This is a genomic window from Streptomyces sp. NPDC090119, assembly GCF_044747085.1.
GTDB lineage: Bacteria > Actinomycetota > Actinomycetes > Streptomycetales > Streptomycetaceae > Streptomyces.
The window spans coordinates 43,253-66,217 of the sequence record NZ_JBIVDK010000004.1; the positions used below are offsets into that span (position 1 = coordinate 43,253).

A 22,965-nucleotide genomic window follows, 5' to 3' on the forward strand; every position below is an offset into this window, starting at 1 on the left:
ACCTGGAGCACACGGACATGACTGAACTCCCCGAACTCTCCGGCAAGGCCGCGCTCGTCACGGGCGCCAGCCGGGGCATCGGCTACGGCGTCGCGGAGGCCCTGGTGGCACGCGGCGACCGCGTCGTCATCACCGGCCGCAACGAGGAGGCGCTGAAGGAGGCCGTCGAGCGGCTCGGCGCCGACCGCGTCATCGGCGTCGCGGGCAAGGCCCACGACCTCGCCCACCAGACCGAGGCCGTCGAACGCGCCATGGAGGCGTTCGGCCGCGTCGACTACCTGGTCAACAACGCGGGCACCAACCCGGTCTTCGGCCCCATGGCCGACGTCGACCTGGACGTGGCCCGCAAGGTGTTCGAGACCAACGTGATCTCGGCGCTCGGCTTCGCCCAGAAGACCTGGCACGCCTGGCAGCGGGAGAACGGCGGCGCGATCGTCAACATCGCCTCCGTCGCCGGTATCGCGCCCTCGCCGTTCATCGGCGCGTACGGCGTGAGCAAGGCCGCGATGATCAACCTGACCCAGCAGCTCGCGCACGAGTTCGCGCCGAAGGTGCGGGTCAACGCCATCGCCCCGGCGGTCGTGAAGACCAAGTTCGCCGAGGCCCTGTACGAGGGCCGGGAGGAGGAGGCGGCCGCCGCCTACCCGCTCGGCAGGCTCGGCGTCCCCTCCGACATCGGCGGGGCCGCGGCCTTCCTCACCTCCGCGCAGTCCGACTGGGTCACCGGTCAGACGCTCGTCGTGGACGGCGGCATCTTCCTCAACGCCGGGGTGGGCTGACCCCTCCCGGCCCGCGCCGCCACGGGCGCCGTTCCCCTTGCCGGGGGAGCGGCGCCCGTACGCGTTTCAGGCGGGTCCGCCACATGACAACGTAGTCATCCGAAATCGATCAACAACCCATGTTTCAGGGGAGGTTCATGAGGTCCGGTGCTGCGGTATGGTCTGCCGACCTTGGTACGGCGGATCGAGGAGCGAGCGCGTGTTCAAGCGGAACAGAGTCCGGCGCAGGGTCGCGGCGGCCGCGTCCCTGACCTCCCTCATCACCCTGCTGCCCGGCTGTGGCCTGCTCTCCGACGGCGGACCCGACGACAGCAGCCCGATCGTGGTGGGGACGACGAGCGCACCGAGCACCCTGGACCCGGCGGGCGCCTGGGACGGCTCCTGGGAACTGTTCCGCAACGTCTACCAGACGCTCCTGGCCTACCCGAACGGCGCGACCACCCCGCAGCCGGACGCGGCGGAGAGCTGTTCGTTCACCGACTCCACCAGCCGCACGTACCGTTGCAAGCTGCGCACGGACCTGACGTTCGCCGACGGCGACCCGCTGGACGCCAGGGCCGTCCAGTACTCCATCGACCGCATCCGCGCCATCAACGCCCCCACCGGCCCGGCCGGGCTGCTGGAGGGGCTCGACCGGGTGGAGACCGTCGGCACCCGGGAGATCGTCTTCCACCTCAAGAAGCCCGACGCGACCTTCCCGTTCGTGCTCGCCACCCCGGCCATGTCCCTGGTCGACCCGCGCGAGTACCCCGCGGGCTCGCTGCGCCAGGACAAGAACGTGCACGGCTCCGGCCCGTACCGGCTGGAGTCCTACGACGAGGGCAAGGAAGCGGTGCTGGTGCGCAACGACCAGTACAAGGGGTTCGCCGAACGGGAGAACCGGGCGGTCACCATCCGCTACTTCCAGGACTCCGGCGCGATGGTCAAGGCGCTGCGCGACAAGCGGATCGACGTCACCTACCGAGGACTCGCCGCCGAGGACATCCTCACCCTCCAGCAGCAGTCCCCGGCCGGGCTGCAACTGGTCGACGGCACCGGCACCGACATCAGCTACCTGGTGTTCAACCCCAAGGACCGGTGGGCCGGGAACGCGGCCGTGCGCAAGGCGATAGCCCAGGTCGTGGACCGGGGTGCCATCGCCCACAAGGTGTACCGGGACACCGTCGAGCCGCTGTACTCGATGGTCCCCAAGGGCCTGACCGGCCACGCCACCTCCTACTTCGACCACTTCGGCGACCCGAGCGCGGGCAAGGCGCGCGCGATCCTCACCGAGGCGGGCATCGAGCGGCGGGTCCCGCTCACCTTCTGGTACGCCTCCGACCGCTACGGCTCCGAGACCGCGGTGATGTTCCGGGAGCTGAAGCGGCAGCTGGAGGACTCCGGGCTGTTCACCATCACCCTGCGCGCCCGCCCCTGGAAGACCTATGTGACCGGCTACCAGAAGGGGGAGTACCCGGTGTTCGGCCGGGGCTGGTTCCCGGACTACCCCGACGCGGACAACTTCATCGCGCCCTTCGTCGGCGAGCACAACGCGCTGGGCACCCCGTACGTGAGCAAGAAGATCACCGGCGAGCTGCTGCCCCGCTCCCGGGCGCAGGGGGACCGGGCCGAGGTGGTGAAGGACCTGACGGCCGCCCAGCAGATCATGGTGGACGACGCCCGGCTGATCCCGCTCTGGCAGGGGCGTCAGTACGTCGCCGCGAGCGAGGACATCTCCGGGGGCGAACGCGCCCTCGACCCCTCGACGATCATGATGATGTGGGAGCTGCACCGCAAGACCAGCTGGTGAGCGGCCTGCCGCCCGCGTTGTCAGTGGTCACCTGTAGGTTCTGAAGCCTGGAAGTGACCACGGATCGTGAGGACATCGACGTGACCGACATCGCCATGCTGCCCGAGTCCTGGCAGGGCGTTCTGGGCGACGAGCTGCAGCAGCCCTACTTCAAGGAGCTGACCGAGTTCGTCGAGGAGGAGCGGGCGAACGGTCCCGTCTACCCCCCGCGCGAGGAGGTCTTCGCGGCGCTCGACGCGACGCCGTACGACAAGGTCAAGGTGCTCGTCCTCGGTCAGGACCCGTACCACGGCGAGGGCCAGGGGCACGGCCTGTGCTTCTCGGTGCGGCCCGGGGTGAAGACCCCGCCGTCGCTGCGGAACATCTACAAGGAGATGCGCGAGGAGCTGGACCTGCCCGTCCCGGACAACGGCTATCTGATGCCGTGGGCCGAACAGGGCGTCCTGTTGCTGAACGCGGTGCTCACCGTGCGCGCGGGTGAGGCCAACTCGCACAAGGGCAAGGGCTGGGAGAAGTTCACGGACGCGGTGATCCGCGCGGTCGCCTCCCGTCCCGACCCGGCGGTCTTCGTGCTGTGGGGGAACTACGCGCAGAAGAAGCTGCCGCTGATCGACGAGACCCGGCACGTGGTGGTCAAGGGCGCGCATCCCTCGCCGCTGTCCGCGAAGAAGTTCTTCGGCTCGCGGCCCTTCACCCAGATCGACGAGGCCGTCGCCGCGCAGGGCCATGAGCCGATCGACTGGCGCATCCCCGACCTGGGCTGACCGGCACCGGCACCGGCCCCGGCACCTGACCGGACCCGCGGCGGCGCCGGTCCGGGCGTGTCGCCGTGTCGTCCGGAGCCGCCTGCCCGGTATCGCCCCCGGCTGCGGTTAGCGTCATGGGCGGACGGCCGACGAGCGGCCGGATTGACAGGTCCGGAGGGCGCGGTGGCGGAGCGACAGGAACAGACGGCGCCCGATGCCCTGCTCACCCGGATCGGGCAGATCGTCATGCTGCACCGGGGCGGCGACCGCGAGGAGGCCCGGCGCCGCCTGCTGGAGCTGTGGGCCGAGACGGCGGAGTCCGACGACCCCCTGCACCGCTGCACCGTCGCCCACTACCTGGCCGACACCCAGGACGACCCGGCGGACGAACTCGCCTGGGACCTGCGGGCGTTGTCGGCGGCGGACGAACTGACCGACGGCCGCCCCGGTGCCGACCCCAGCACCGTGCGCGGCTTCTACCCCTCCCTGCACCTCAACCTCGCGGCCGACTACCTCAAGCTGGACCGCGCGGACGCCGCCCGCACCCACCTGCGCCGTGCCCGCCGCGCGGCGGACACCCTCCCCGACGACGGCTACGGCACCGGAGTCCGGGCCGCGATCACCCGCCTGGAACTCCGCCTCCCCGACACCGGCCCCACGGAGGGCGACGGCTGGGGGCCGCCGAGACAGCGGCCGGTGACCTAGGGGGTGCCTTGTCGACAGGACAACCCCTGGGGAGCGTCTTGTCAGGCAACAGGTGAGTGCGCTTCGGCGCCGCTCGAGCGGCCCATCGCCAGAGCCGCCAGCAGCGCCGCGGCCGTGTCCAGCACCGAGTCGTCGAACGCGGCGGCCGGGGAATGGTTGTAGGCGGCCGTGAACGGGTCCAGCTCCGGCGGACAGGCGCCCAGCATCAGGTACGCGGACGGCACATGCTCGCCCAGCAGCCCGAAGTCCTCCGAGCCCGCTATCGCGTGCGGCAACTCCACGCAGCGCTCGTCGCCGACCAGCTGCCGGGCCGTGGACACCGCGAACGCCGTCTCCGCCGGGTCGTTCACCGTCACCGGGTACCCCTCGCGGAACTCCGCGTCCACCTCCAGACCGTGCGCCGCCGCGATCCCGCGCACGAGCCGCAGCGACTCCTCCCGCACCCGCTCGCGCGTCTCCCGGGAGAACGACCGTACGGTCGCCGCGAACTCGGCCTCGTCCGGGATGACGTTGTCGGCCGTTCCCGCGTGGAAGCTCCCCACCGTGACCACCACCGGGTCGAACGCGTCGAACCGCCGTGTCACCATCGCCTGCAGCGCGGTGACCGCCTCGCACGCCGCGGGCACCGGGTCCAGTGCGGTGTGCGGCATCGAACCGTGGCCGCCCCGCCCGCGCAGGGTCACGGCCAGCACGTCCGCCGCCGCCATCACCGGACCGGGCCGGGTCGCCACCCAGCCGTGCGGCAGCAGCGCCGCACCGACATGCAGCGCGTACGCGGCGACCACCCGCTCACCCGCCGCGTCGAGCACACCCTCCTCGATCATCAGCCGCGCACCGCCGAGGCCCTCCTCGCCGGGCTGGAACATGAACACCACGTCCCCCGCCAGTTCGTCCCGCCGCTCCGCGAGCAGCCGGGCCGCGCCGACCAGCGCGGCGGTGTGCAGGTCGTGCCCGCAGGCGTGCATCGCGCCGGGAATCCGCGAGGCGTACGGCAGCCCCGAGGTCTCCTGGACGGGAAGGGCGTCCATGTCGGCGCGCAGCAGTACGGCGGGCCCCGGACGCCCGCCGCGCAGCACGGCGACGACCGAGCTGAGCCCGCGGCCCAGGGTGATCTCCAGCGGCAGGCCGTCCAGCGCGGCGAGGACCTTGGCCCGGGTCAGCGGCAGGTCGAGCCCGATCTCCGGCTCCTGGTGCAGCGCACGGCGCAGTGCCACCAGGTCGGGACGGATCGCGGCCGCGGAGTCGGTCAGGCTGGTCACAGCGTCTCCCTCACATCGTGCTGAACGATCGGTCAGGCGGCGCGGGCGACCGCGTGACAGGTGGGCGACAGCATGGCTAACCTCGGGCGCCGTGACACCGGACTGCATGAATCGGCCTCGGCGGGCCCCGCTGTGCACGGATGCGCCGTGATCGACGAGCTGGACCTCGCACTGGTCGACGCCGTGCGAGTCGCCCCCCGCGCGCCCTGGTCGAAGCTGGCGGGACCGCTGGGCGTCGACCCGGCCACCCTGTCGCGGCGCTGGGCCAGGCTGGTGGCGTCCGGGGACGCCTGGGTGACCTGTTATCCGTCGGTGGACCGGCTGGGCCGCGGACTCACCGCGCTGGTCGAGGTCGACTGCCGGGCCGGGTACGTCACGGACGCCGCCTCCCGTCTGGCCGCCCAGCCCTGGGTCGCCTCCGTCGAGATCGTCGCGGGCGGTACGGACCTGGTGCTCACCGTGGCCGCGCTCGGGCCCGCGGAGCTGGCGCGGTGCGTGCTGCGGCACATCGCCACCGTGCCGGGCGTCCGGAGCACCCGCACCTCGCTGGTCGAGCGGACCCTGCGCGAGGGCAGTCGCTGGCGGGACGGCGCACTCGACCCGGAGCAGCACCGCGCTCTCGCCGCGACGGTCGGCGACCGGCCGGGCGCCGACCCGTCCTCCCGGTCATCGGCGCACTGGGAGACCGACCTCGCCATCGCCCGGGCCCTCGGCGCCGACGGCCGGATGCCGCTCGCCGAACTCGCCCACCGCACGGGCCTGCCGCCCACCAGCCTGCGCCGCCGCCTGTCCCGCCTGTGTGCGGACGGTCGGCTCGTGCTGCGTTGCGATGTCTCCCCCCACCTCAACGGCCACCCGCTGGGCACCATGCTCTGGCTCGACGTCCCGGCCGCCGAACTTCCCCACGTGGTACCGACACTCGCCGAACTCCCGCAGCTCCGGATGTGCGCGGTGACGCTGGGGAACGCCAACCTGGTCGCCTACGTGGTGACCCACCACCCCGCCGAGCAGCGCCGCTTCGAACAGGAACTCGCGGCCCGCTTCCCCGGAGTCCGGCTGCTGTCACGCCAGTTGGTGTTCGGCAGGGCCAAGCTGGTCGGCCACCTGCTCGACGAGGACGGCCGGGCCGTCGGCTACGTCCCGATCGCCCCCGCCGACCGGAGTACGAGATCCACTGCTGCAACGCGGTGATGACACCCGCGTGTTCGCATGGTCCGCCTGGGCGCCTCAGCGTCCGTACGCCCGCTCGCAGATCGTCGACTGGGGGCTGTTCTTGCTCCAGCCGCCGTACTTCTTGCCCAGGGCGCACACGTTCGGGACCCCCGGTGCCACGCGGGGCGCGTGCGGGACGTCGGCGCGTGGCCGCTCCGGGTACGCCCTGCGGGGCGCGGGTGCGGCGGGCGTCCGCCTCGGCTCGGGCACCGGGGCGGCGGCCGGGTGGTGCGGAGTCTCCGGACCGGAGGAGGGCCCGGTCCGCTCCAGCGACTCCCGCCCCGGCTCCTCGTCCAGCCGAGGCAGCGCGCTCCCGTCCGGGCGTGCCGCCGCCGCCCGCGACGGTGGGCTGTCCGGTCCCGCGGCGGGCGTCGTCGGCCCGTGCACCGTCATGCACCCGGTGAGAGCGGTGACGGCCACGGTGACCAGAAGGGCTGCGGCACGCGTAGTTCGATCCACCCGCCCACTCTGCGCGCCCCGCCGCCGGTCCGGCTCCACCGACGGGCCGCCGATGCCCCACACGAGTGATCTCTGCCCCAACGGGAGGGCGTGGCGCGGACGAGGGCTGACGCGTCAGTCGCCGGTCCGGCCGTCGATCCGCTCCCGGATCAGGTCGGCGTGACCGTTGTGGCGGGCGTACTCCTCGATCATGTGGGTGTAGATCCAGCGGACGTTGAACGGGTCGCCCGCCGACCTGCGCAACCCCTTGGAGAGGTCGTCGAGGCCGACACCGGCGGCATTGCGCCGCGCCCTCTCCACCTCGGTGTGCCAAGTCGTGTGCGCGTCCTGCCAGGTGTCGGCGTCGGTGATGTGCCAGTCGGCGTCCGGGTCCTCCTTGGTGGAGTACAGCACGCCCAGGTCCTCGCCGAGCAGGATCTCCTGGAACCAGTACCGCTCCACCTCGGCCAGGTGCCGCACCAGGCCCAGGAGCGTCATGGTGGACGGCGCCACGGACGGGGTGCGCAGCTGCTCGTCGGTCAGGTCCGCGCACTTCTCGATCAGGGTCCGGCGGTGGTAGTCGAGCCAGCCCTCCAGCATGTCGCGTTCACCGGCGTCGATGGCGGGCTCTTTGCGTATGTCGGTCATGCCCCGCATCCTCGCCCAAGTCCCGTGCGGCGACCAGGAGTTTTCAGTCGTCCAGCACGCCCCGCGACAACTCCCGCAAGCCGGTGCGTACGTCGTCGAGGCCAAGGCCGCCCCCGCCCTGCTGCCGCGGGCCTTCGACGGCATCGCGGACCGGCGCCCGCCGTATCCTTCCGGGGGAAGCGAACGCGGGACAGCGGTAGGGAGAGCACACGTGAAGGTCGGCTGCATCGGACTCGGTGACATCGCGCGGAAGGCGTATCTGCCGGTCCTCGGCACCCAGCCCGGAATCGACCTCCACCTCCAGACCCGCACCCCCGCCACCCTCACCAGCGTGGCCGACTCGCTGCACCTCCCCGCCGAGCGGCGGCACGAGACGCTGGACTCCCTGCTCGACGCGGGCCTCGACGCCGCCTTCGTGCACGCGCCCACCGCCGTCCACCCGGAGATCGTCACCCGGCTCCTGGAAGCGGGCGTACCCACCTACGTCGACAAGCCGCTCGCCTACGAACTCACCGACTCCCAGCGGCTGGTGGAGCTGGCCGAGCGCCGGGGCGTCCCCCTCTTCGTCGGCTTCAACCGCCGCTACGCCCCCGCCTACGCCCAGGTCCTGGAGCACCCGCGCGAGCTGATCCTGCTCCAGAAGAACCGGGTCGGCCTCCCCGAGGAACCGCGCTCGATGGTGCTGGACGACTTCATCCACGTCGTCGACACCCTGCGCTTCCTCGCGCCCGGCCCGGTGGACGACGTCACGGTGCGGGTCCGCTCCGAGGCGGGGCTGCTGCACCACGTGGTGCTCCAGCTCTCCGGCGACGGCTTCACCGCGCTCGGCGTGATGAACCGGCTCAGCGGCTCCGCCGAGGAGATCCTCGAGGTCTCCGGGCAGGACACCAAGCGCCAGGTCATCAACCTCGCCGAGGTGATCGACCACAAGGGCCAGCCCACCGTGCGCCGCCGGGGCGACTGGGTCCCGGTGTCCCGGCAGCGCGGCATCGAGGGCGCCGTCCTCACCTTCCTCGACGCGGTCCGCGCGGGCGAACCGCTCAGCGCACGGGACGCGCTGGCGACCCACGAGCTGTGCGAGCGCGTGGTACGAGCGGCTCAGGACCCGTCCGGCGCGGCCTGAGCGCCCGCACGCCCTCCGCCACCCCCAGCACCGCCAGCACCAGCAGCGCGCCGTCCACCGGCCAGTCGCCGTGCCGGACGTACGGGGTGACGCCGTGCGCCAGCGGTACGTCGTACACTCGGGCGGCGCTCGCGCCGGTGCCGAGCCAGGGGCCCGCGCGCTCGCCGTCCGGGCCGTAGACGGCGGAGACGCCGGTCAGGGTGGCGTGCACCATCGGGCGGCCGGTCTCGGCGGCCCGCAGCGCGGCCAGCGAGGCGTGCTGCTCCGGGGCCCAGCTGTCCTGGAAGGTCGAGGTGGCGGACTGGCCGAGCAGCACGTCCGCGCCGTCCTCGGTGAGATGGCGGCTCATGTCGGGGAACGCGGTCTCGAAGCAGACCAGCGGGCCGATGCGGAGCCGCCCGGTGTCCATCACGACCTGCTCCGTGCCCCGGTGCCGGTCCTCGCCCGCCGCCTTGCCGACCGAGGTGGCCCAGCCGAGCAGCGCGCGGGCCGGTATGTACTCACCGAACGGGACCAGCCGCATCTTGTCGTACCGCTCGCCGGTGAGGCCGTCCGGGCCGACGAGTACCGAACTCTTGTAGATGCCCGGGCGGTCGGAGCGGCGGGCGTCCACGTTCACCAGGATCTCGGCGCCGGTTTGCCGGGACAGCTCGGCGATCCGGCGGGCCAGGTCGGGACGGTCGCCCAGATCGTGGCCGACGCTGCTCTCGCCCCAGACGATCAGGTCGACGTCCCGGCCCGCCAGCTGCCGGGTCAGCGCCTCCTCCCGCGCGAACCGCTGCTCGGGCCCGTCGTACACCCCCGGCTGGACGACCGCGATCCGCGCCCGCCCGTCCACGTCCGCGTGCGGTGCCCAGGCGTACGCGGCGGTCGTCGCGGCGGCGGTGGCGACCAGCGAGGCGACGGCGGGGACGCGGGAGGCGCGTACCGAGATCAGCACCGTCAGCGCCACGTTGACGGCCACCACCAGGAAGCTGAGCAGCCACACCCCGCCCACCGAGGCGAGCCGCAGCGCCGGGCCCACCTGCCACTGGGTGGAGCCGAGCATGCCCCAGGGTCCGCCGAGCCCCTGCCAGGAGCGGACCAGCTCCACGGCCAGCCATGCCGAGGGCAGCACCAGCAGGGCGGCCGAGGCCCGGCCGGGGGAGGGGGTGCCGCCCAGGAAGCGGCGCGTCAGCCAGCCCCAGGGCGCCCAGAGTGCGCCCAGCAGGGCCGCTATCAGGAAGATGAACACATGCAGGCTCGGCAGCAGCCAGTGGTGCACGGCCAGCATGAAGCCGAGCCCGCCGCACCAGCCGTCCAGCGCTGCCCGGCGGGCGGTCGGCGCGGTACGGGCCAGGGCGATCCAGGGGACCAGGGCGACGTAGGCGAACCACCACAGCGCGGGCGCCGGGAACGCGAGCACGGGCAGCGCGCCCGCGAGGGCGGCGGCGCCGGAACGGGGCCAGGGGGAGCCCAGCAGCCGGCCGAACTTCCTCGTGCTCCTCATCCGGACTCTCCCTCCCCAGGGCCCACACCTCCAGTGTGCGCGTCCCGCGCGATCCGGGACAGGGCACCGCCCGCGAAATCGGGTGGCGCACCGGGCGCGGGGTGGCCGAACCTGATCACATGCCCGACCAACCCACCGTCAGCGAACCGAAGTTCCGCATCCGCGCGGCCCACACCCCCACCACGATCACGGTGTACCAGGCGTACCGGCCCGGGATCGGCGTTCCGGCGGCCCGCGACGGGCGCTTCCCGGCCGTCTGGAAGCGGGACCGGATGACCTGGATCAAGCCGTCCTTCCTCTGGATGATGTACCGCTGCGGCTGGGGCACCAAGGAGGGGCAGGAGACCGTCCTCGCTGTCGACATCACCCGCACCGGCTTCGAGTGGGCCGTCGGGAACGCCTGCCTCTCGCACCACGTCCCCGCGCTGCACGGCACCCCGGCCGACTTCAAGCGCGCCCTCCGCGCGGCCCCGGCGCGGGTGCAGTGGGACCCGGAGCGGGACCTGCGCCTGAACCCGCTGCCCCACCGCTCCCTCCAGCTCGGGCTCGCGGGAGAGGCGGCCGCGCGCTATGCCGACGAGTGGATCGTGGACATCCGGGACGTGACCCCGCTGGCGCGGGAGATCCACGGGGCGGTACGGGCGGGGCGGCTGGAGGAGGCGGCCACGCTGCTGCCCCAGGAGCGGCCGTACCCGGTGGGGGCGGGGACGCTGGCGCACCTGGGCGCGTAGGTCCCCGTCGCCGACCGTGTCGGGGCCGGGCGGGTCAGCTCGCCGACTCCGCCGCGTGCGGGCTCAGTACGCCCGCGGTGACCAGGGCGATGATGACGATGCCCAGGGCCACCCGGTAGTAGACGAACGGCATGAAGCTCTTGTTGGAGATCCACTTCATGAACCACGCGATGACGGCATATCCGGACACGAAGGCGATGACCGTGGCGAAGAGGGTCGGCCCCCACGCCACCTCGCTGTTCGCGCCCAGGGAGTCCTTCACCTCGAAGACGCCGGAGGCGAGGACGGCGGGGACGGCGAGGAGGAAGGAGTAACGGGCCGCGTCCTCGCGCTTGTAGCCCATGAACAGGCCGCCGCTGATGGTGGCGCCGGAGCGGGAGACGCCGGGGATGAGGGCGCACGCCTGGCAGAGGCCGAAGATCAGGCCGTCCTTGACGCCGAGGTCCTTCAGCGTCTTGCGCTGCTTGGCGCTGCGGTGCCGTCCGCCGGACTCGTCGCGGGCCGCCAGCCGGTCGGCGATGCCTATGACCACGCCGACCACGATCAGCATGGTCGCCGTGATCCGCAGGTCGCGGAAGGGTCCCTCGATCTGGTCCTTCAGCGTCACGCCCAGCACGCCGATCGGGATCGAGCCGACGATCACCAGCCAGCCCATCTGGGCGTCGTGGTCGCCCCGCATGGACTTGTCGAACAGCGAGCGGAACCAGGACGAGATGATCCGCCCGATGTCCTTGCGGAAGTAGATGAGGACCGCCGCCTCCGTACCGATCTGCGTGATCGCGGTGAAGGCCGCGCCGGGGTCGTGCCAGCCGGAGAAGGCCGCGGTCAGCCGCAGATGCGCGCTGGAGGAGACGGGCAGGAACTCGGTGAGCCCCTGGACGAGTCCGAGAACGAGGGATTCAAACCAAGACATGGAGGAGAGGCGTCCAAGCGCTGGGGAGCGTAGGGGATCATGCGACGCAGGGCAGCGTAGCGGGCGCCGTTGGCAAAGCCTTCACAGGGGGTTGGTCATCGAATGGTCATGAACACCGGGAGTCCGCGGCCTGTACCAGGGACGTCCGGGCGGTGTCGTCAACGCGCGCGCAGGTGATGGCGTTTGCGCCAGGCCAGCACCGCACCCGCCAGCGCGGGCAGCCCGATCGCGGCCAGCGCGATGAGGAACGCGGGCGAGGTCGGCGCGGACGCGCGGGCCCCGGCGACCGCGTACGCGGCGGTGTTGGGGATCGAGCCGAGCGCCGTGGCGAGCAGGAAGGGCAGGGTGCGCATCCGGGAGACGGCCGCGCAGTAGTTGGCCGCCCAGAACGGCACCCCCGGAAACAGCCGGGCCGCCAGCATCGACCGGAACCCGTGCCGACTGAGCTGCCCGTCGGCCGCCTTCAGCCAGCGCCCGCGCAGCAGCGGACGGAGCGCGTCCTGCCCCAGCGCCCGCCCGAGCCCGAACGCCAGTCCGGCGCCCAGCACCGTGCCCGCCAGCGCCGAGGTCAGCCCCAGGGTGGAGCCGAACAGCGCGCCCGCCGCCAGGTTGAGCAGCGGGCGCGGGACGAACGCCACCGTGCACAGCCCGTACGCCAGCGCGAACACGCCCGCCGCCGCGAACCCGCCGAGCTGCGGCGGCCAGCCGTCGGTGAGCAGGCGCTGCGGGTCGAAGACCAGGACGGCCGTGGCCGCGCCCGCGAGCAGGACGAGCAGCAGGCCGAGACGGACGTACGGGGACGGCCACGCGCGCGCGGCCGGGGTGAGCGGGACGACGGGCAGGGCGATGGTGGGCCTCAGGGCGACGGCCGGGGGGACGGCCGTGGCGGTGCCCCCAGAGCGGGTGGTGGCATCGGGCATTCGGCGACAGTAACCGACGCGGGGGTGTGATCGGCGTATGGTCCGCGGCCGTTGACCCCTCGCGGGTCCACGGAAAACCGTTCGACGTGCGACGACGCGTCCGCCATGATCTGCGTCATGTTCCGGTACGCCTTCCTCGCAGCATCCGCCGTCGCGGACGCGCCGAAGGCTGCCGTCCTCGTCCTCGTGGCAGCCGTCGACGGCGCCCGAAGCTGACCCTCTCCGGACAAGCCCGGCGGACCCCGCGAGGGGAGGGTCGGCGAGTCCCAGGGGTCCCCGTGCTCTCCACGCACCACCAAGACACGAGGAACAGCCATGCCCAAGACGGCATACGTGCGCACCAAGCCGCACCTGAACATCGGCACCATGGGCCACGTCGACCACGGCAAGACCACCCTGACCGCCGCCATCACCAAGGTGCTCGCCGAGCGCGGCACCGGCACCTTCGTGCCGTTCGACCGCATCGACCGGGCCCCCGAGGAGGCCGCGCGCGGCATCACCATCAACATCGCGCACGTCGAGTACGAGACCGACACCCGGCACTACGCCCACGTCGACATGCCGGGCCACGCCGACTACGTCAAGAACATGGTGACCGGTGCCGCCCAGCTCGACGGGGCGATCCTGGTCGTCTCCGCGCTGGACGGGATCATGCCGCAGACCGCCGAACACGTGCTGCTCGCCCGGCAGGTGGGGGTCGACCACATCGTGGTCGCGCTCAACAAGGCCGACGCGGGCGACGAGGAGCTGACCGACCTGGTCGAGCTGGAGGTGCGCGAGCTGCTCACCTCCCAGGGGTATCCGGGCGAGTCGGTACCCGTCGTACGGGTCTCGGGGCTCAAGGCGCTCGCGGGCGACCCGCGTTGGACGGCGTCCGTGGAGGCGCTGCTCGACGCGGTCGACACCTACGTGCCGATGCCCGAGCGGTACGTCGACGCGCCGTTCCTGCTCCCGGTGGAGAACGTGCTCACCATCACCGGGCGCGGCACCGTCGTCACCGGCGCGGTCGAGCGGGGCACGCTGCGGGTGGGGGACCGGGTGGAGGTGCTCGGGGCGGGCGTCGAAAGCGTGGTCACCGGTCTGGAGACCTTCGGCAAGCCGATGCCGGAGGCGCAGGCCGGGGACAACGTGGCGGTCCTGCTGCGCGGGGTGCCGCGTGACGCGGTCCGGCGCGGGCATGTCGTCGCGGCGCCGGGGAGCGTGGCGCCGAGCCGCCGGTTCGCCGCGCGGGTGTACGTGCTCTCCGGGGCCGAGGGCGGCCGCACCAAGCCGCTGTCCACCGGGTACCGGCCGCAGTTCTACATCCGTACGGCGGACGTCGCCGGGGACATCGACCTCGGTGAGGTGGCGGTCGCCCGGCCCGGCGACACGGTGGACATGACCGTGGAGCTGGACCGGGAGGTGCCGCTGGAGCCGGGCCTCGGGTTCGCCATCCGCGAGGGCGGGCGGACCGTGGGCGCGGGAACGGTCACCTCGGTCGGCTGAGCGGTGCGGGGTGCGACGGGGCTCGGCTCCGCGCACCCCGTCGCACCGGCGTGCGTAGGGCCGTCTCCGCGTACCCGTCGGACCGGCGACAATGGCCGGGTGAGCGAACCCATACCCGTGAGCCGGACCGTCGATCACGGCACCGCCAAGCTGATGCCCGACGTCGACCGGGACCGGGCCTGGCTGCTCACCGTCGACGGGGCCCCGCAGTCCTACGTCGACCTGGACGAGCCGGAGCACCTGGAGTTCGAGTACGTTCGGCGGCTCGGCCACGCCCTCGACACGGCCGCCGAGCCCGGCCGGGCGCTGGACGTGGTGCACCTGGGCGGGGGAGCGCTCACCCTGCCCCGGTACGTCGCCGCGACCCGGCCCGGCTCCCGGCAGGACGTGGTGGAGGCCGACAAGGGCCTCCTCGACCTGGTCGCCGAACACCTGCCGCTGCCGCCCGGCTCGGGCATCACCACCCACGCCGCCGACGCGCGCGCCTGGCTGGAGGCGGCCCCGGACGACAGCGCCGACGTACTGGTCGCGGACGTCTTCGGCGGCTCCCGCGTCCCGGCGCACCTCACCTCGCTGGACTACGCCCGCGAGGCGGCGCGGGTGCTCCGCCCGGACGGCGTCTACCTCGCCAACCTCGCCGACGGTGCGCCCTTCACCTTCCTCCGCTCCCAACTGGCCAACCTGGCCGCTCTGTTCGGGGAACTGGCGCTGATCGCGGAGCCAGGAGTCCTCCGCGGCCGCCGCTTCGGCAACGCGGTCGTCCTCGCCTCCCAGCACCCCCTGAACACACCCCCGCTGGCCCGCCGCACGGCCGCGGACGCCTTCCCCGCGCGGGTCGAACACGGGCCGGGCCTAAGCGAGTTCATCGGCACGGCCCACCCCGTCCCCGACTCCGACGCCGTCCCGTCCCCCGCGCCCCCGGACGGGGCCTTCGGCATCGGCTGAGGGCTTGCTCGGCGTATCCCTGCGGCGCAGCCCCCGGATGTCCGGGATCAGCAGGACCAGTGCCGTCGCGATGACGATCAGGGCCGAGGTGCCCCACAGGGCCGGGGTGCGGCCGAAGGCCGACTGGGCGGGGCCCGCCAGGGCGGTGGCCAGGGGGATGAGGGCGACCGAGCCGAACCAGTCGTACGCCGCGACGCGGGAGAGCTTGTCCTCGGGGATCTCCTGGTGCAGGGCGGTCATCCAGGAGACGCCGAAGATCTCCACCGTCGCACCGGCCACGAACATGACCCCGTACAGGACCCCCACGGGTACCGGTACGGCGAGGGCGGCCGAGGGGAGGGCCAGGGGGAAGACCGCGAGGGTGCCCGCGAGGAGGAGGCGGCGCGGGCGGTAGCGGGTCATCAGCAGGGCGCCCGCCGCCGTGCCCGCGCCGAAGGCGCCCAGGGCCAGGCCCCAGGGTCCGGCGCCGCCCAGGCTGTCGCGGGCCACCAAGGGGCCGTAGACCGCGTTGGCCGCCCCGACCACCGCGTTGACCAGGGAGAACTGCACGACCACGCCCCACAGCCAGGGTCGGCCGATGAACTCCCGCCAGCCGTCGCGGAGATCGGCCAGCATGCCGGTGCCCGGTTCGCGGGGCGGGATGTGGCTGACGTCGAGGAAGGCGCGCAGCGCGCCCGCGAAGGCGAAGCAGGCCGCGTCCACGGCGAGTACCCAGCCGGGGCCGACGGCCGCGACCAGGGCGCCGCCGAGCGCCGCCCCGCCGAGCGCCGCGCCCTGGGTGGCCATACGGAACAGGGCGAAGGCGCGGCCCGCGTGTTCCCCCTGGACCGAGGAGAGCAGCATGCCCTCGGCGGCCGGGCTGAAGAACGCCTGCCCGGTGCCGCCGAGCGCGGTGAGCAGCATCATCTGCCACAGCCGGGGTTCACCCATCAGGACCAGCGCGGCGAACGCGGCCTGGGAGACGAAGCTGAGGGCGTTGGCCGCGACCATCACCCGGTGCCGGGGCAGCCGGTCGGCGACCGCGCCGCCGATGAGCAGGAACACGACCAGCGGCAGGGTGCGGGCCGCGGCCACCAGGCCGACGTCGCCGCCGTCCCCGCCCGCGTCCAGGACGGCGAACGCGGCCGCTATCAGCGAGCCGTTGGCGCCGAGGCTCGTGACGACGGCCGCGGTGGTCAGCAGCGAGTAGTTGCGGCCCGCCCAGGAAGGGCGTGAGGAGGAGTCCGGGATCACCGGCCGACTATGGCCGGGCGACCCCGTGACCGACAACCGGATTACCGGCCGCCGGTCGGTTCTCCGTCAGCTCTCCGTCAGCTCTCCGTCGGGTCGCCGTGCAGCCGGACCGAGGAGAGGATCTTCATGATGGTCGCCGTGTCGACCTCCCCCTTCACGCCCTTGGCGCCGTAGAGGTCGAACGACACGATGTCCTGGGCGGAGTTGCGGAAGGCGAAGGAGATGGCCTTGCCGTCGCTCGCGCACTTGCCCTTCTGCGGGCTGCCCGACGAACGCGCCCACGCATAGGCGCCCTTGACGCCCGAGGACGTGGTGTAGGGCTTGGTCTTCTTGTCGTACGTGAGGCTCTTCTTGTCCGGCTGGGTGTAGCCGCCGTAGACGTACCACGGCACCCGCATCACGGCGGCCTGCTCCGGGCTCTTCGCGCCGCTCTCACCGCGCGTACCGGCGACGGCCAGCGAGGTGTCCTCCGTGCGGCCGTCCTTGTCGCTGTCGTCCGTGCACCACTTGGACTTGTAGACGGCGGGCGCGGACACCGAGGTGATCAGCTTGTCGTCGTCCGCGTGGTCCTCCATGAAGTAGGAGGTGTCCGTGGACTCCAGCTGCCACTCCTGGGGCACGTCGAAGGCGGTGCCGAACTTCGGGTTGACGACGACCTTCCAGCCCGCGACGACCGGCTTCTCGCCCTCCCCGCCACGCGGGTTGTCGTCCGGCGCGGATGAACCGCCCGACGGCTCCGACGGCGTGGGCGCCTGGCTGGTCTTCTTGCCGCCCTTGGCCTCGTCGTGCCCGTCGTCCTTGGCGCCGAGGACCAGATACCCCGTCACCCCGGCGGTGACGACGACCGCGAGGGCCGCGACGATGGCGACGACCTTGACCCGGTTGTTCCCGCCCCCCGGCTTCCCCGGCGGCTGCGTCGGCGGCCCCCACTGGGGCTGCTGCCCAAAGGAGTTCGGCTGCGGGTACTGCTGGTATCCGGGCTGCTGATACGGATTCGGCTGCTGGTAACCCGGCTGCTGATACGGGTTGTCCTGCGGGTTCTGCGCGCCCCCTGGCGGCTGCTCTCCTGGCCACATGGCCAGAACCCTAATGCGCCATGGGACACGTTTCGGTCACCGTCCCTTGTCAGGGGCGTACCGAAACGAGCGAGAGAGCGGGGCTGGCGAGGTTCGCTACCCGTCGGTAACATCACGGTCATGACAGTTGAGAGCGCCTCCATGGGCGACATGCTGGCCGCCGCGGTGCCGATGGTGCGGACCCTGAACCTGGAGTTCATCGAGGTCACCCCCGAGCGCGCGGTGCTCCGGCTGCCGGACCAGTCCGAGTACCACAACCACCTGGGCGGACCGCACGCCGGCGCGATGTTCACGCTGGCCGAGTCCGCGAGCGGGGCCATCGTGCTGACCGCCTTCGGCGAGCAGCTCTCGCGGGCCGTGCCGCTCGCGGTGCGCGCCGAGATCGACTACAAGAAGCTCGCCCTCGGCCCGGTGACCGCCACCGCCACGCTGGGCCGCCCGGCCGCCGAGGTCGTCGCCGAGCTGGACGCGGGCAGCCGCCCCGAGTTCCCGGTCGCCATCACCATCCAGCGCGAGGACGGCGCCGTCTCCGGTGAGATGACCGTCGTCTGGACCCTGCGGCCCAACGGCTGACCCGCCCCCCCGTGCCGCGGCGGCCGCTGCCCGCAGCGCCGCCGCCGCGCCGTGCGCGACCGGGTCACCGTGCCCGGTACGCACCACCCCCGCCCACAGCGGGCGCCCGCCGTTCTTCCGCGGCGACCGGGTAGCCTTCCCAGGGGGTGCGCGTGTACGGCGCGCCCGGCAGGGTGCGACAGTCAGTGGGAGGTACCGGCGGTGCACGTGCAGGAATGGCTCGACTCGGTGCCCCCGGTCGCCGTCTACGCCCTGGTGAGCCTGGTGATCGGGCTGGAGAGCCTCGGCATCCCGCTGCCCGGCGAGATAGTGCTCGTCTCGGCCGCGCTCATGTCCTCCCAGCACACCGGGGTCGACCCGTTCGTCCTCGGCGCCTGTGCCACGGCCGGGGCGGTGATCGGCGACTCCATCGGCTACGCGATCGGCCGCAAGGGCGGACGCCCGCTGCTGCACTGGCTGGCGCGGAAATTCCCACGCCACTTCAGCGAGGCGCACGTCGCCACCGCCGAGCGGTCCTTCGAGAAGTGGGGCATGTGGGCGGTCTTCTTCGGCCGCTTCATCGCCCTGCTCCGCATCTTCGCCGGGCCCCTCGCGGGCGTCCTGCGCATGCCCTACTGGAAGTTCCTGATCGGCAACGTCCTCGGCGGTGTCGTCTGGGCGGGCGGCACCACCGCCGTCGTCTACTACGTCGGCATGGTCGCGGAGGACTGGCTCAAGCGGTTCTCCTGGGTGGCGCTGGTCGCCGCGCTCGTCATCGGCCTCGGCTCCTTCGTGGTCATGAAGCGCCGCTCGCAGCGCAAGGAGTCCACGGAGCAGGCCCCCGAGGCCGAGCCGGTCGGCGCCGACCAGGCGTAGCCCCCCTCCTACTCGTGCACCGCCCGGTGTGTCTTCGCCAGGTCCGCGTACAGGGTGCCGTTCAGGGTGACGCCCTGCCGTTCCTCCTCCGACAGCTCCCGGCGGACCTTCGCCGGGACACCCGCCACCAGTGAACCGGGCGGCACGACCATGCCCTGTGGGACCAGCGCCTGGGCTGCCACCAGGGAGCCCGCGCCGATCACCGCGCCGTTCAGCACCGTCGCGCCCATGCCGATCAGACAGTCGTCCTCGACCGTGGCGCCGTGCACGACGGCGTTGTGACCGACGGAGACGCGCTCGCCGATCGTCAGCGGGAAACCGGGGTCGGCGTGCAGGGTGACGTTGTCCTGGACGTTGGCGTCCGCGCCGACGGTGATCCGCTCGACGTCCCCGCGCACCACCGCGCCGTACCAGACGCTCGCCCCCGCCCGCAGCGTCACATCGCCGATCACCGAGGCGTTGGGGGCGACGAACGCCGCCGGGTCGATCGCCGGTTCCCTGCCGCCGATACCCACGATCAGGGCCTGGTGCGTCATCCGTGTCCACCGTCTCTCTGTCGGGCCAAGTCGAACAGGACCGCACGGTAGGGCATGGCGGGCCCTGTCGGATGGGGTGAAGATCACAGCCGCCCGGCGTCTCGCGGTGAGTGACCGCTGAGTAACGTGGGCGGGTGCCGAAGCCCAAGAACACGTTCTCCTCCTGGCGGCAGGGGCTCGCCCAGCGTGCCGTCCATGCCGTGTGGGGCTGGGCGCAGCGCCGGGGAGCGGTCACCGCCGGGCATCCCGGCCGGTTCCGGTTCGGCGCGATCGGCGAGGGCACCCGGCTCGCCTTCCCGCTCGGCACGGTCTTCGGCGAGCCCTGGATCAGGCTCGGCGACTACTGCATCATCGGCGAGCAGGTCACCCTCACCGCCGGTCTGATGCCGGACCTCGACCTCGGCCCCGACCCGATCCTGCGGGTAGGCGACGGCGTCGTCCTCGGCCGGGGCAGCCATGTCATCGCGGACACCACGGTCACCATCGGCCGCGACTGCTATTTCGGCCCGTACGTCTACGTCACCTCCACCAACCACTCCTACGACGACCCGCACGAGCCCATCGGCCGCCAGTGGCCCCGGATGGAGCCCGTGGAGATCGGCCCCGGCTGCTGGATCGGCACCGGCGCGGTGATCCTGCCCGGCGCCCGGATCGGCCGGAACGTGGTGGTGGCGGCGGGCGCGGTGGTACGTGGCACGGTCCCCGACCACGCCGTGGTCGCCGGGGCGCCCGCCCGCGTCGTACGGCGCTGGACGCCCGAGGAGGGCTGGCAGCCGCCGCTGCGCACGCCCGCCCCGGTGCCGCCCCCGGCCGGGGTCACCGGCGCGCAGCTGGGCGCGCTCGCCGCGCTGGACGAGGAGCAGGTGGAGCAGCTCGCCAAACTGGACGCGGACGGCTGAGCGGGCGTGTGCCGCGTACCGCACCGCGCAGTACAGTGCGGTGCACGGCCGGGTGCGGCACACCGCCCTTCCGTGCACCCTGATCCGGTCATTCCTTCCCGTGACCGGTGAGGCCCCCGTGGCCTCTGTGACCCCTGATGTGACTTGCAATGGACGTGATGTGGCGGACCTCGACCTGCTGACCCAGTCCCTGGCGCGCAACGTCCGCCGCTGGCGCACCGAGCGCGGCTTCACGCTGGACACGCTGGCCGCCCGCGCCGGGGTGAGCCGGGGCATGCTCATCCAGATCGAGCAGGCCCGCACCAACCCCAGCATCGGCACCGTCGTGAAGATCGGCGACGCGCTCGGCATCAGCGTCACCACGCTGCTCGACTACGAACAGGGCCCCCGGGTGCGGGTCGTCCCCGCCGACCAGGCGGTCCGGCTCTGGCACACCGAGGGCGGCAGCTACAACCGGCTGCTGGCGGGCACCGAGGCCCCCGGCCCGCTGGAGCTGTGGGACTGGAACCTGATGCCGGGCGAGCACAGCAGCGCCGACCCGCACCCCGCCGGCACGGTCGAACTGGTCCACGTCACCTCCGGCGAGCTGACCCTGGAGGTCGACGGGGTACGGCACACGGTCCCGGCCGGGGCGAGCGCCACCTTCGAGGCCGACACTCCGCACACCTACGGCAACGAGGGCGACGTACCGACCCGGATGGTGATGGCGGTCTCCGTACCACCGGTGCGCTGAAGGGGGCCCCGGCCCAGGGCTGTTACGGTGCCGCCATGCGCGCCCCCATCGGAGACTTCGACCACGCCACCCCCGCCCCCGAGGCCCTGGCCGAGCTGACCGCGCCGGTCGCCGAGGCGGTACGGAACTGGCAGGGGTCCGTCCCGGCCGAGCAGATCCTGTACGTCGACACCGACCCGGACCTCGCGGACACGGCCGTGTTCGTCCAGCACTACGGCGCGGACCTGCCCGAGCTGAGCGCGAACTGCGTGGTGGTCGCGGGCAAGCGCGGCGGCGAGACCACGCTCGCCGCCTGCCTGGTGCTGTCCCGGACCAAGGTCGACGTCAACGGCACGGTCCGCCGTCAACTCGGCGCCCGCAAGGCGTCGTTCGCCCCGATGGACCTGGCGACCGGCGAGACCGGCATGGAGTACGGCGGCATCACCCCGCTCGGACTCCCCGCCGCCTGGCCGCTGTTGATCGACCCGGCCGTGCTGGAGCTGCCCTACGCCCTGGTCGGAAGCGGCCGCAGGCGCGGCAAACTCCTGGTGCCGGGCAAGGCGTTCGCGGAGATCCCCGGCGCGGTCGTGATCGAGGGGCTCGGGATCTAGCCGAGGCGGGGGATCTCGATCGCCGGGCAGGCGTCCATCACCATGTCCAGGCCCGCCGCCCGCGTCCGCTCGTACGCCGCCTCGTCCACCACGCCGAGCTGGAACCAGACCGCGCGGGCGCCCTTGGCCACCGCCTCGTCGGCGACCGCGCCCGCCAGCTCGCTGTTGACGAACACGTCGACCACGTCCACGTCGAACGGGATGTCGGCGAGGCTCGCGTACCCCTGCTCGCCCGCCACCGGCTGCGCCTTGGGGTGCACTGGCACCACCCGCTTGCCGTACCGGCGCAGCACCTCGGCGACCCCGTAGGCGGCCCGGGAGCGGTTGTCGGAGAGGCCGACCACCGCCCAGGTGTCGCCGAGACCGGTCAGGATGGTGCGGATCGTCGCCTCGTCGCCGTACACGGCGGCCTCCTCCAAGCGCGGGGAACTGTGCCACCCGGACAACAGCGGTCGCCGGGCGCGGATTCCCCCGCTTGGCCCGCCACGCTGTCCGGAATCGGTACAAGGTGCTGCGTCCGGCCGCCCGCGCGCCTACGCTCGCTGCGTGCTGCGCATCCTCGACGCCCGGACCGGTGATCCCGTCCCCGCCACCCCCGCCCGCCGCGGGCTGACCCGTGTGGAGGTCCGGGCGGGCGGCCTGGACCTGACGGCGCTGCGGGTCCTGCTGACCGCCGACCTCCTCGTGCGCGCCCTGGAACTCGGCGGCACCCCCGTCTGGACCATGCTCACCGCACCCCGCGAACAGGCCGAACTCGGCACCGCCGCGATCGCGTTGAGCATCCGCCCCTTCGAGGACAGCCGGGACGTGGCCTCCGGTCTGGGGGAGGCCCAGGTGGTGCACGTACGGGCCGCGACCGAGGAGCCGCCCGAGGCCGGAGTGATGGTCGCCGTGGCACCGGCCGGGTGGGACGGCCCCGAGGACGACGTGCAGCGGCTCCTGGAGGACCCCGGCGCCCTGCGCCTGGCGCTGCTGTCCGTCCCGCGCGGTGAACCGGCGCTGCTGGACGCGGGGGCGCTGGAGGAGGCCGCGCGGACCGCTGCCGCCTGGCGCACCGGGGTGGCCCGCTGGGGCAACCGGCCCTCGCGCCCGGTGCCGGACGAGGTGCGGGCCCGGCTGCGGGCGGCCTGGGAGGACGACCTCGACCTGCCCGGCGTACTGGCGGTGCTGCGGGACGTGGCGGAGACGCCCGAACTGCCGGACGGCGCCCGCTTCGAGACCTTCCTCTACGCCGACCGGCTGCTCGCCCTCGACCTCGCGGGGGAGTTGGGCAACCCCGGCTGACGTT

At 72.9% G+C, this 22,965-nt stretch carries 25 protein-coding genes; 15 read left to right on the plus strand and 10 right to left on the minus strand.

The genetic code is table 11. The features are described 5' to 3' along the window. Positions 1 to 17: 17 nt before the first annotated feature. The 4 genes from ACIPPM_RS17980 to ACIPPM_RS17995 all read left to right on the plus strand — a co-directional run bounded on the left by ACIPPM_RS17980 (position 18) and on the right by ACIPPM_RS17995 (position 4,019). Positions 18 to 779 (plus strand): SDR family oxidoreductase, encoded by a 762-nt coding sequence (locus ACIPPM_RS17980; protein WP_401448610.1) that lies wholly within the window; start codon positions 18 to 20, stop codon positions 777 to 779. A gap of 199 nt (positions 780 to 978) precedes the next feature. Beyond that, positions 979 to 2,568, plus strand: a complete 1,590-nt coding sequence (locus ACIPPM_RS17985; RefSeq protein ID WP_401448612.1) for an ABC transporter substrate-binding protein — start codon at positions 979 to 981, stop codon at positions 2,566 to 2,568. A gap of 80 nt (positions 2,569 to 2,648) precedes the next feature. Then, positions 2,649 to 3,332 carry a uracil-DNA glycosylase gene (gene ung / locus ACIPPM_RS17990; protein ID WP_388999709.1) on the plus strand — a complete coding sequence of 228 codons (684 nt, stop codon included), beginning with the start codon at positions 2,649 to 2,651 and terminating at the stop codon, positions 3,330 to 3,332. A 165-nt stretch (positions 3,333 to 3,497) separates the two neighbouring features. Further along, the gene (locus ACIPPM_RS17995) at positions 3,498 to 4,019 is read left to right on the plus strand and encodes a hypothetical protein (RefSeq protein ID WP_401448614.1); all 522 of its coding nucleotides are present in this window, start codon (positions 3,498 to 3,500) and stop codon (positions 4,017 to 4,019) included. A 41-nt stretch (positions 4,020 to 4,060) separates the two neighbouring features. Here the strand turns inward: ACIPPM_RS17995 and ACIPPM_RS18000 are convergent, their stop codons facing one another. Then, entirely contained in the window at positions 4,061 to 5,278 is a 1,218-nt protein-coding gene (locus ACIPPM_RS18000) for a M20 family metallopeptidase (protein ID WP_401448617.1), read from the minus strand. Positions 5,279 to 5,350: 72 nt separating this feature from the next. Here ACIPPM_RS18000 and ACIPPM_RS18005 point away from each other — a divergent pair, with 72 nt between their 5' ends. Next, the gene (locus tag ACIPPM_RS18005; RefSeq protein WP_401448619.1) at positions 5,351 to 6,469 is read left to right on the plus strand and encodes an Lrp/AsnC family transcriptional regulator; all 1,119 of its coding nucleotides are present in this window, start codon (positions 5,351 to 5,353) and stop codon (positions 6,467 to 6,469) included. Positions 6,470 to 6,505: 36 nt separating this feature from the next. Here the strand turns inward: ACIPPM_RS18005 and ACIPPM_RS18010 are convergent, their stop codons facing one another. Both ACIPPM_RS18010 and ACIPPM_RS18015 read right to left on the minus strand, forming a co-directional pair. Beyond that, on the minus strand, positions 6,506 to 6,949 hold the full coding sequence (locus ACIPPM_RS18010) for a hypothetical protein (protein ID WP_401448622.1): 444 nt from the start codon (positions 6,947 to 6,949) through the stop codon (positions 6,506 to 6,508). A 114-nt stretch (positions 6,950 to 7,063) separates the two neighbouring features. Beyond that, the gene (locus tag ACIPPM_RS18015; protein WP_401448625.1) at positions 7,064 to 7,576 is read right to left on the minus strand and encodes a DinB family protein; all 513 of its coding nucleotides are present in this window, start codon (positions 7,574 to 7,576) and stop codon (positions 7,064 to 7,066) included. A 211-nt stretch (positions 7,577 to 7,787) separates the two neighbouring features. Here ACIPPM_RS18015 and ACIPPM_RS18020 point away from each other — a divergent pair, with 211 nt between their 5' ends. Next, positions 7,788 to 8,699 carry a Gfo/Idh/MocA family protein gene (locus tag ACIPPM_RS18020; protein WP_401450088.1) on the plus strand — a complete coding sequence of 304 codons (912 nt, stop codon included), beginning with the start codon at positions 7,788 to 7,790 and terminating at the stop codon, positions 8,697 to 8,699. On the opposite strand, the gene lnt is transcribed toward ACIPPM_RS18020, so the two are convergent. Continuing rightward, positions 8,617 to 10,188: an apolipoprotein N-acyltransferase gene (gene lnt, locus ACIPPM_RS18025; RefSeq protein ID WP_401448627.1), complete on the minus strand. Its 1,572-nt coding sequence runs from the start codon at positions 10,186 to 10,188 to the stop codon at positions 8,617 to 8,619. The two genes, ACIPPM_RS18020 and lnt, sit on opposite strands and share 83 nt — an antisense overlap. Positions 10,189 to 10,307: 119 nt before the next feature. On the opposite strand from lnt, the gene ACIPPM_RS18030 reads away from it, so the two are divergent. Then, entirely contained in the window at positions 10,308 to 10,919 is a 612-nt protein-coding gene (locus tag ACIPPM_RS18030; protein WP_401448629.1) for a DUF4291 domain-containing protein, read from the plus strand. A gap of 34 nt (positions 10,920 to 10,953) precedes the next feature. Here ACIPPM_RS18030 and ACIPPM_RS18035 read toward each other — a convergent pair whose 3' ends face one another. Both ACIPPM_RS18035 and ACIPPM_RS18040 read right to left on the minus strand, forming a co-directional pair. Continuing rightward, complete coding sequence (locus ACIPPM_RS18035; protein WP_401448632.1) at positions 10,954 to 11,832, minus strand: undecaprenyl-diphosphate phosphatase; 879 nt, start codon at positions 11,830 to 11,832, stop codon at positions 10,954 to 10,956. Positions 11,833 to 11,990: 158 nt separating this feature from the next. Further along, complete coding sequence (locus tag ACIPPM_RS18040; RefSeq protein ID WP_401448634.1) at positions 11,991 to 12,752, minus strand: TVP38/TMEM64 family protein; 762 nt, start codon at positions 12,750 to 12,752, stop codon at positions 11,991 to 11,993. Positions 12,753 to 13,067: 315 nt separating this feature from the next. Between ACIPPM_RS18040 and tuf the strand changes: the two genes are divergently transcribed. Together tuf and ACIPPM_RS18050 are read left to right on the plus strand one after the other, a co-directional pair. Next, positions 13,068 to 14,237 carry an elongation factor Tu gene (tuf, locus tag ACIPPM_RS18045; protein ID WP_401448636.1) on the plus strand — a complete coding sequence of 390 codons (1,170 nt, stop codon included), beginning with the start codon at positions 13,068 to 13,070 and terminating at the stop codon, positions 14,235 to 14,237. A 99-nt stretch (positions 14,238 to 14,336) separates the two neighbouring features. Then, on the plus strand, positions 14,337 to 15,182 hold the full coding sequence (locus ACIPPM_RS18050) for a spermidine synthase (protein WP_401448638.1): 846 nt from the start codon (positions 14,337 to 14,339) through the stop codon (positions 15,180 to 15,182). On the opposite strand, the gene ACIPPM_RS18055 is transcribed toward ACIPPM_RS18050, so the two are convergent. Together ACIPPM_RS18055 and ACIPPM_RS18060 are read right to left on the minus strand one after the other, a co-directional pair. Next, positions 15,090 to 16,415, minus strand: coding sequence for an MFS transporter (locus ACIPPM_RS18055; protein ID WP_401448641.1), 1,326 nt, complete (start codon positions 16,413 to 16,415; stop codon positions 15,090 to 15,092). The genes ACIPPM_RS18050 and ACIPPM_RS18055 overlap by 93 nt on opposite strands. A gap of 77 nt (positions 16,416 to 16,492) precedes the next feature. Beyond that, complete coding sequence (locus ACIPPM_RS18060; protein WP_401448643.1) at positions 16,493 to 17,491, minus strand: hypothetical protein; 999 nt, start codon at positions 17,489 to 17,491, stop codon at positions 16,493 to 16,495. A 120-nt stretch (positions 17,492 to 17,611) separates the two neighbouring features. Between ACIPPM_RS18060 and ACIPPM_RS18065 the strand changes: the two genes are divergently transcribed. Both ACIPPM_RS18065 and ACIPPM_RS18070 read left to right on the plus strand, forming a co-directional pair. Further along, positions 17,612 to 18,064, plus strand: a complete 453-nt coding sequence (locus ACIPPM_RS18065; protein WP_030808882.1) for a DUF4442 domain-containing protein — start codon at positions 17,612 to 17,614, stop codon at positions 18,062 to 18,064. 201 nt (positions 18,065 to 18,265) lie between these two features. Next, complete coding sequence (locus ACIPPM_RS18070) at positions 18,266 to 18,919, plus strand: DedA family protein (RefSeq protein ID WP_401448645.1); 654 nt, start codon at positions 18,266 to 18,268, stop codon at positions 18,917 to 18,919. 8 nt (positions 18,920 to 18,927) lie between these two features. Here ACIPPM_RS18070 and ACIPPM_RS18075 read toward each other — a convergent pair whose 3' ends face one another. After that, the gene (locus tag ACIPPM_RS18075; protein ID WP_401448647.1) at positions 18,928 to 19,455 is read right to left on the minus strand and encodes a gamma carbonic anhydrase family protein; all 528 of its coding nucleotides are present in this window, start codon (positions 19,453 to 19,455) and stop codon (positions 18,928 to 18,930) included. Between the two features lie 134 nt (positions 19,456 to 19,589). Between ACIPPM_RS18075 and ACIPPM_RS18080 the strand changes: the two genes are divergently transcribed. The 3 genes from ACIPPM_RS18080 to ACIPPM_RS18090 all read left to right on the plus strand — a co-directional run bounded on the left by ACIPPM_RS18080 (position 19,590) and on the right by ACIPPM_RS18090 (position 21,677). After that, positions 19,590 to 20,354, plus strand: a complete 765-nt coding sequence (locus ACIPPM_RS18080) for an acyltransferase (RefSeq protein ID WP_401448649.1) — start codon at positions 19,590 to 19,592, stop codon at positions 20,352 to 20,354. A gap of 160 nt (positions 20,355 to 20,514) precedes the next feature. Further along, on the plus strand, positions 20,515 to 21,087 hold the full coding sequence (locus ACIPPM_RS18085; RefSeq protein ID WP_401448651.1) for a helix-turn-helix domain-containing protein: 573 nt from the start codon (positions 20,515 to 20,517) through the stop codon (positions 21,085 to 21,087). A gap of 35 nt (positions 21,088 to 21,122) precedes the next feature. Further along, a complete protein-coding gene (locus tag ACIPPM_RS18090) occupies positions 21,123 to 21,677 on the plus strand; it encodes a YbaK/EbsC family protein (protein WP_401448654.1) in 555 nt (184 codons plus the stop codon). On the opposite strand, the gene ACIPPM_RS18095 is transcribed toward ACIPPM_RS18090, so the two are convergent. After that, positions 21,674 to 22,081, minus strand: a complete 408-nt coding sequence (locus tag ACIPPM_RS18095) for a CoA-binding protein (RefSeq protein ID WP_401448656.1) — start codon at positions 22,079 to 22,081, stop codon at positions 21,674 to 21,676. The two genes, ACIPPM_RS18090 and ACIPPM_RS18095, sit on opposite strands and share 4 nt — an antisense overlap. A 142-nt stretch (positions 22,082 to 22,223) precedes the next feature. On the opposite strand from ACIPPM_RS18095, the gene ACIPPM_RS18100 reads away from it, so the two are divergent. Further along, positions 22,224 to 22,961, plus strand: coding sequence for a hypothetical protein (locus ACIPPM_RS18100; RefSeq protein ID WP_401448658.1), 738 nt, complete (start codon positions 22,224 to 22,226; stop codon positions 22,959 to 22,961). The last annotated feature ends 4 nt before the right edge of the window (positions 22,962 to 22,965 follow it).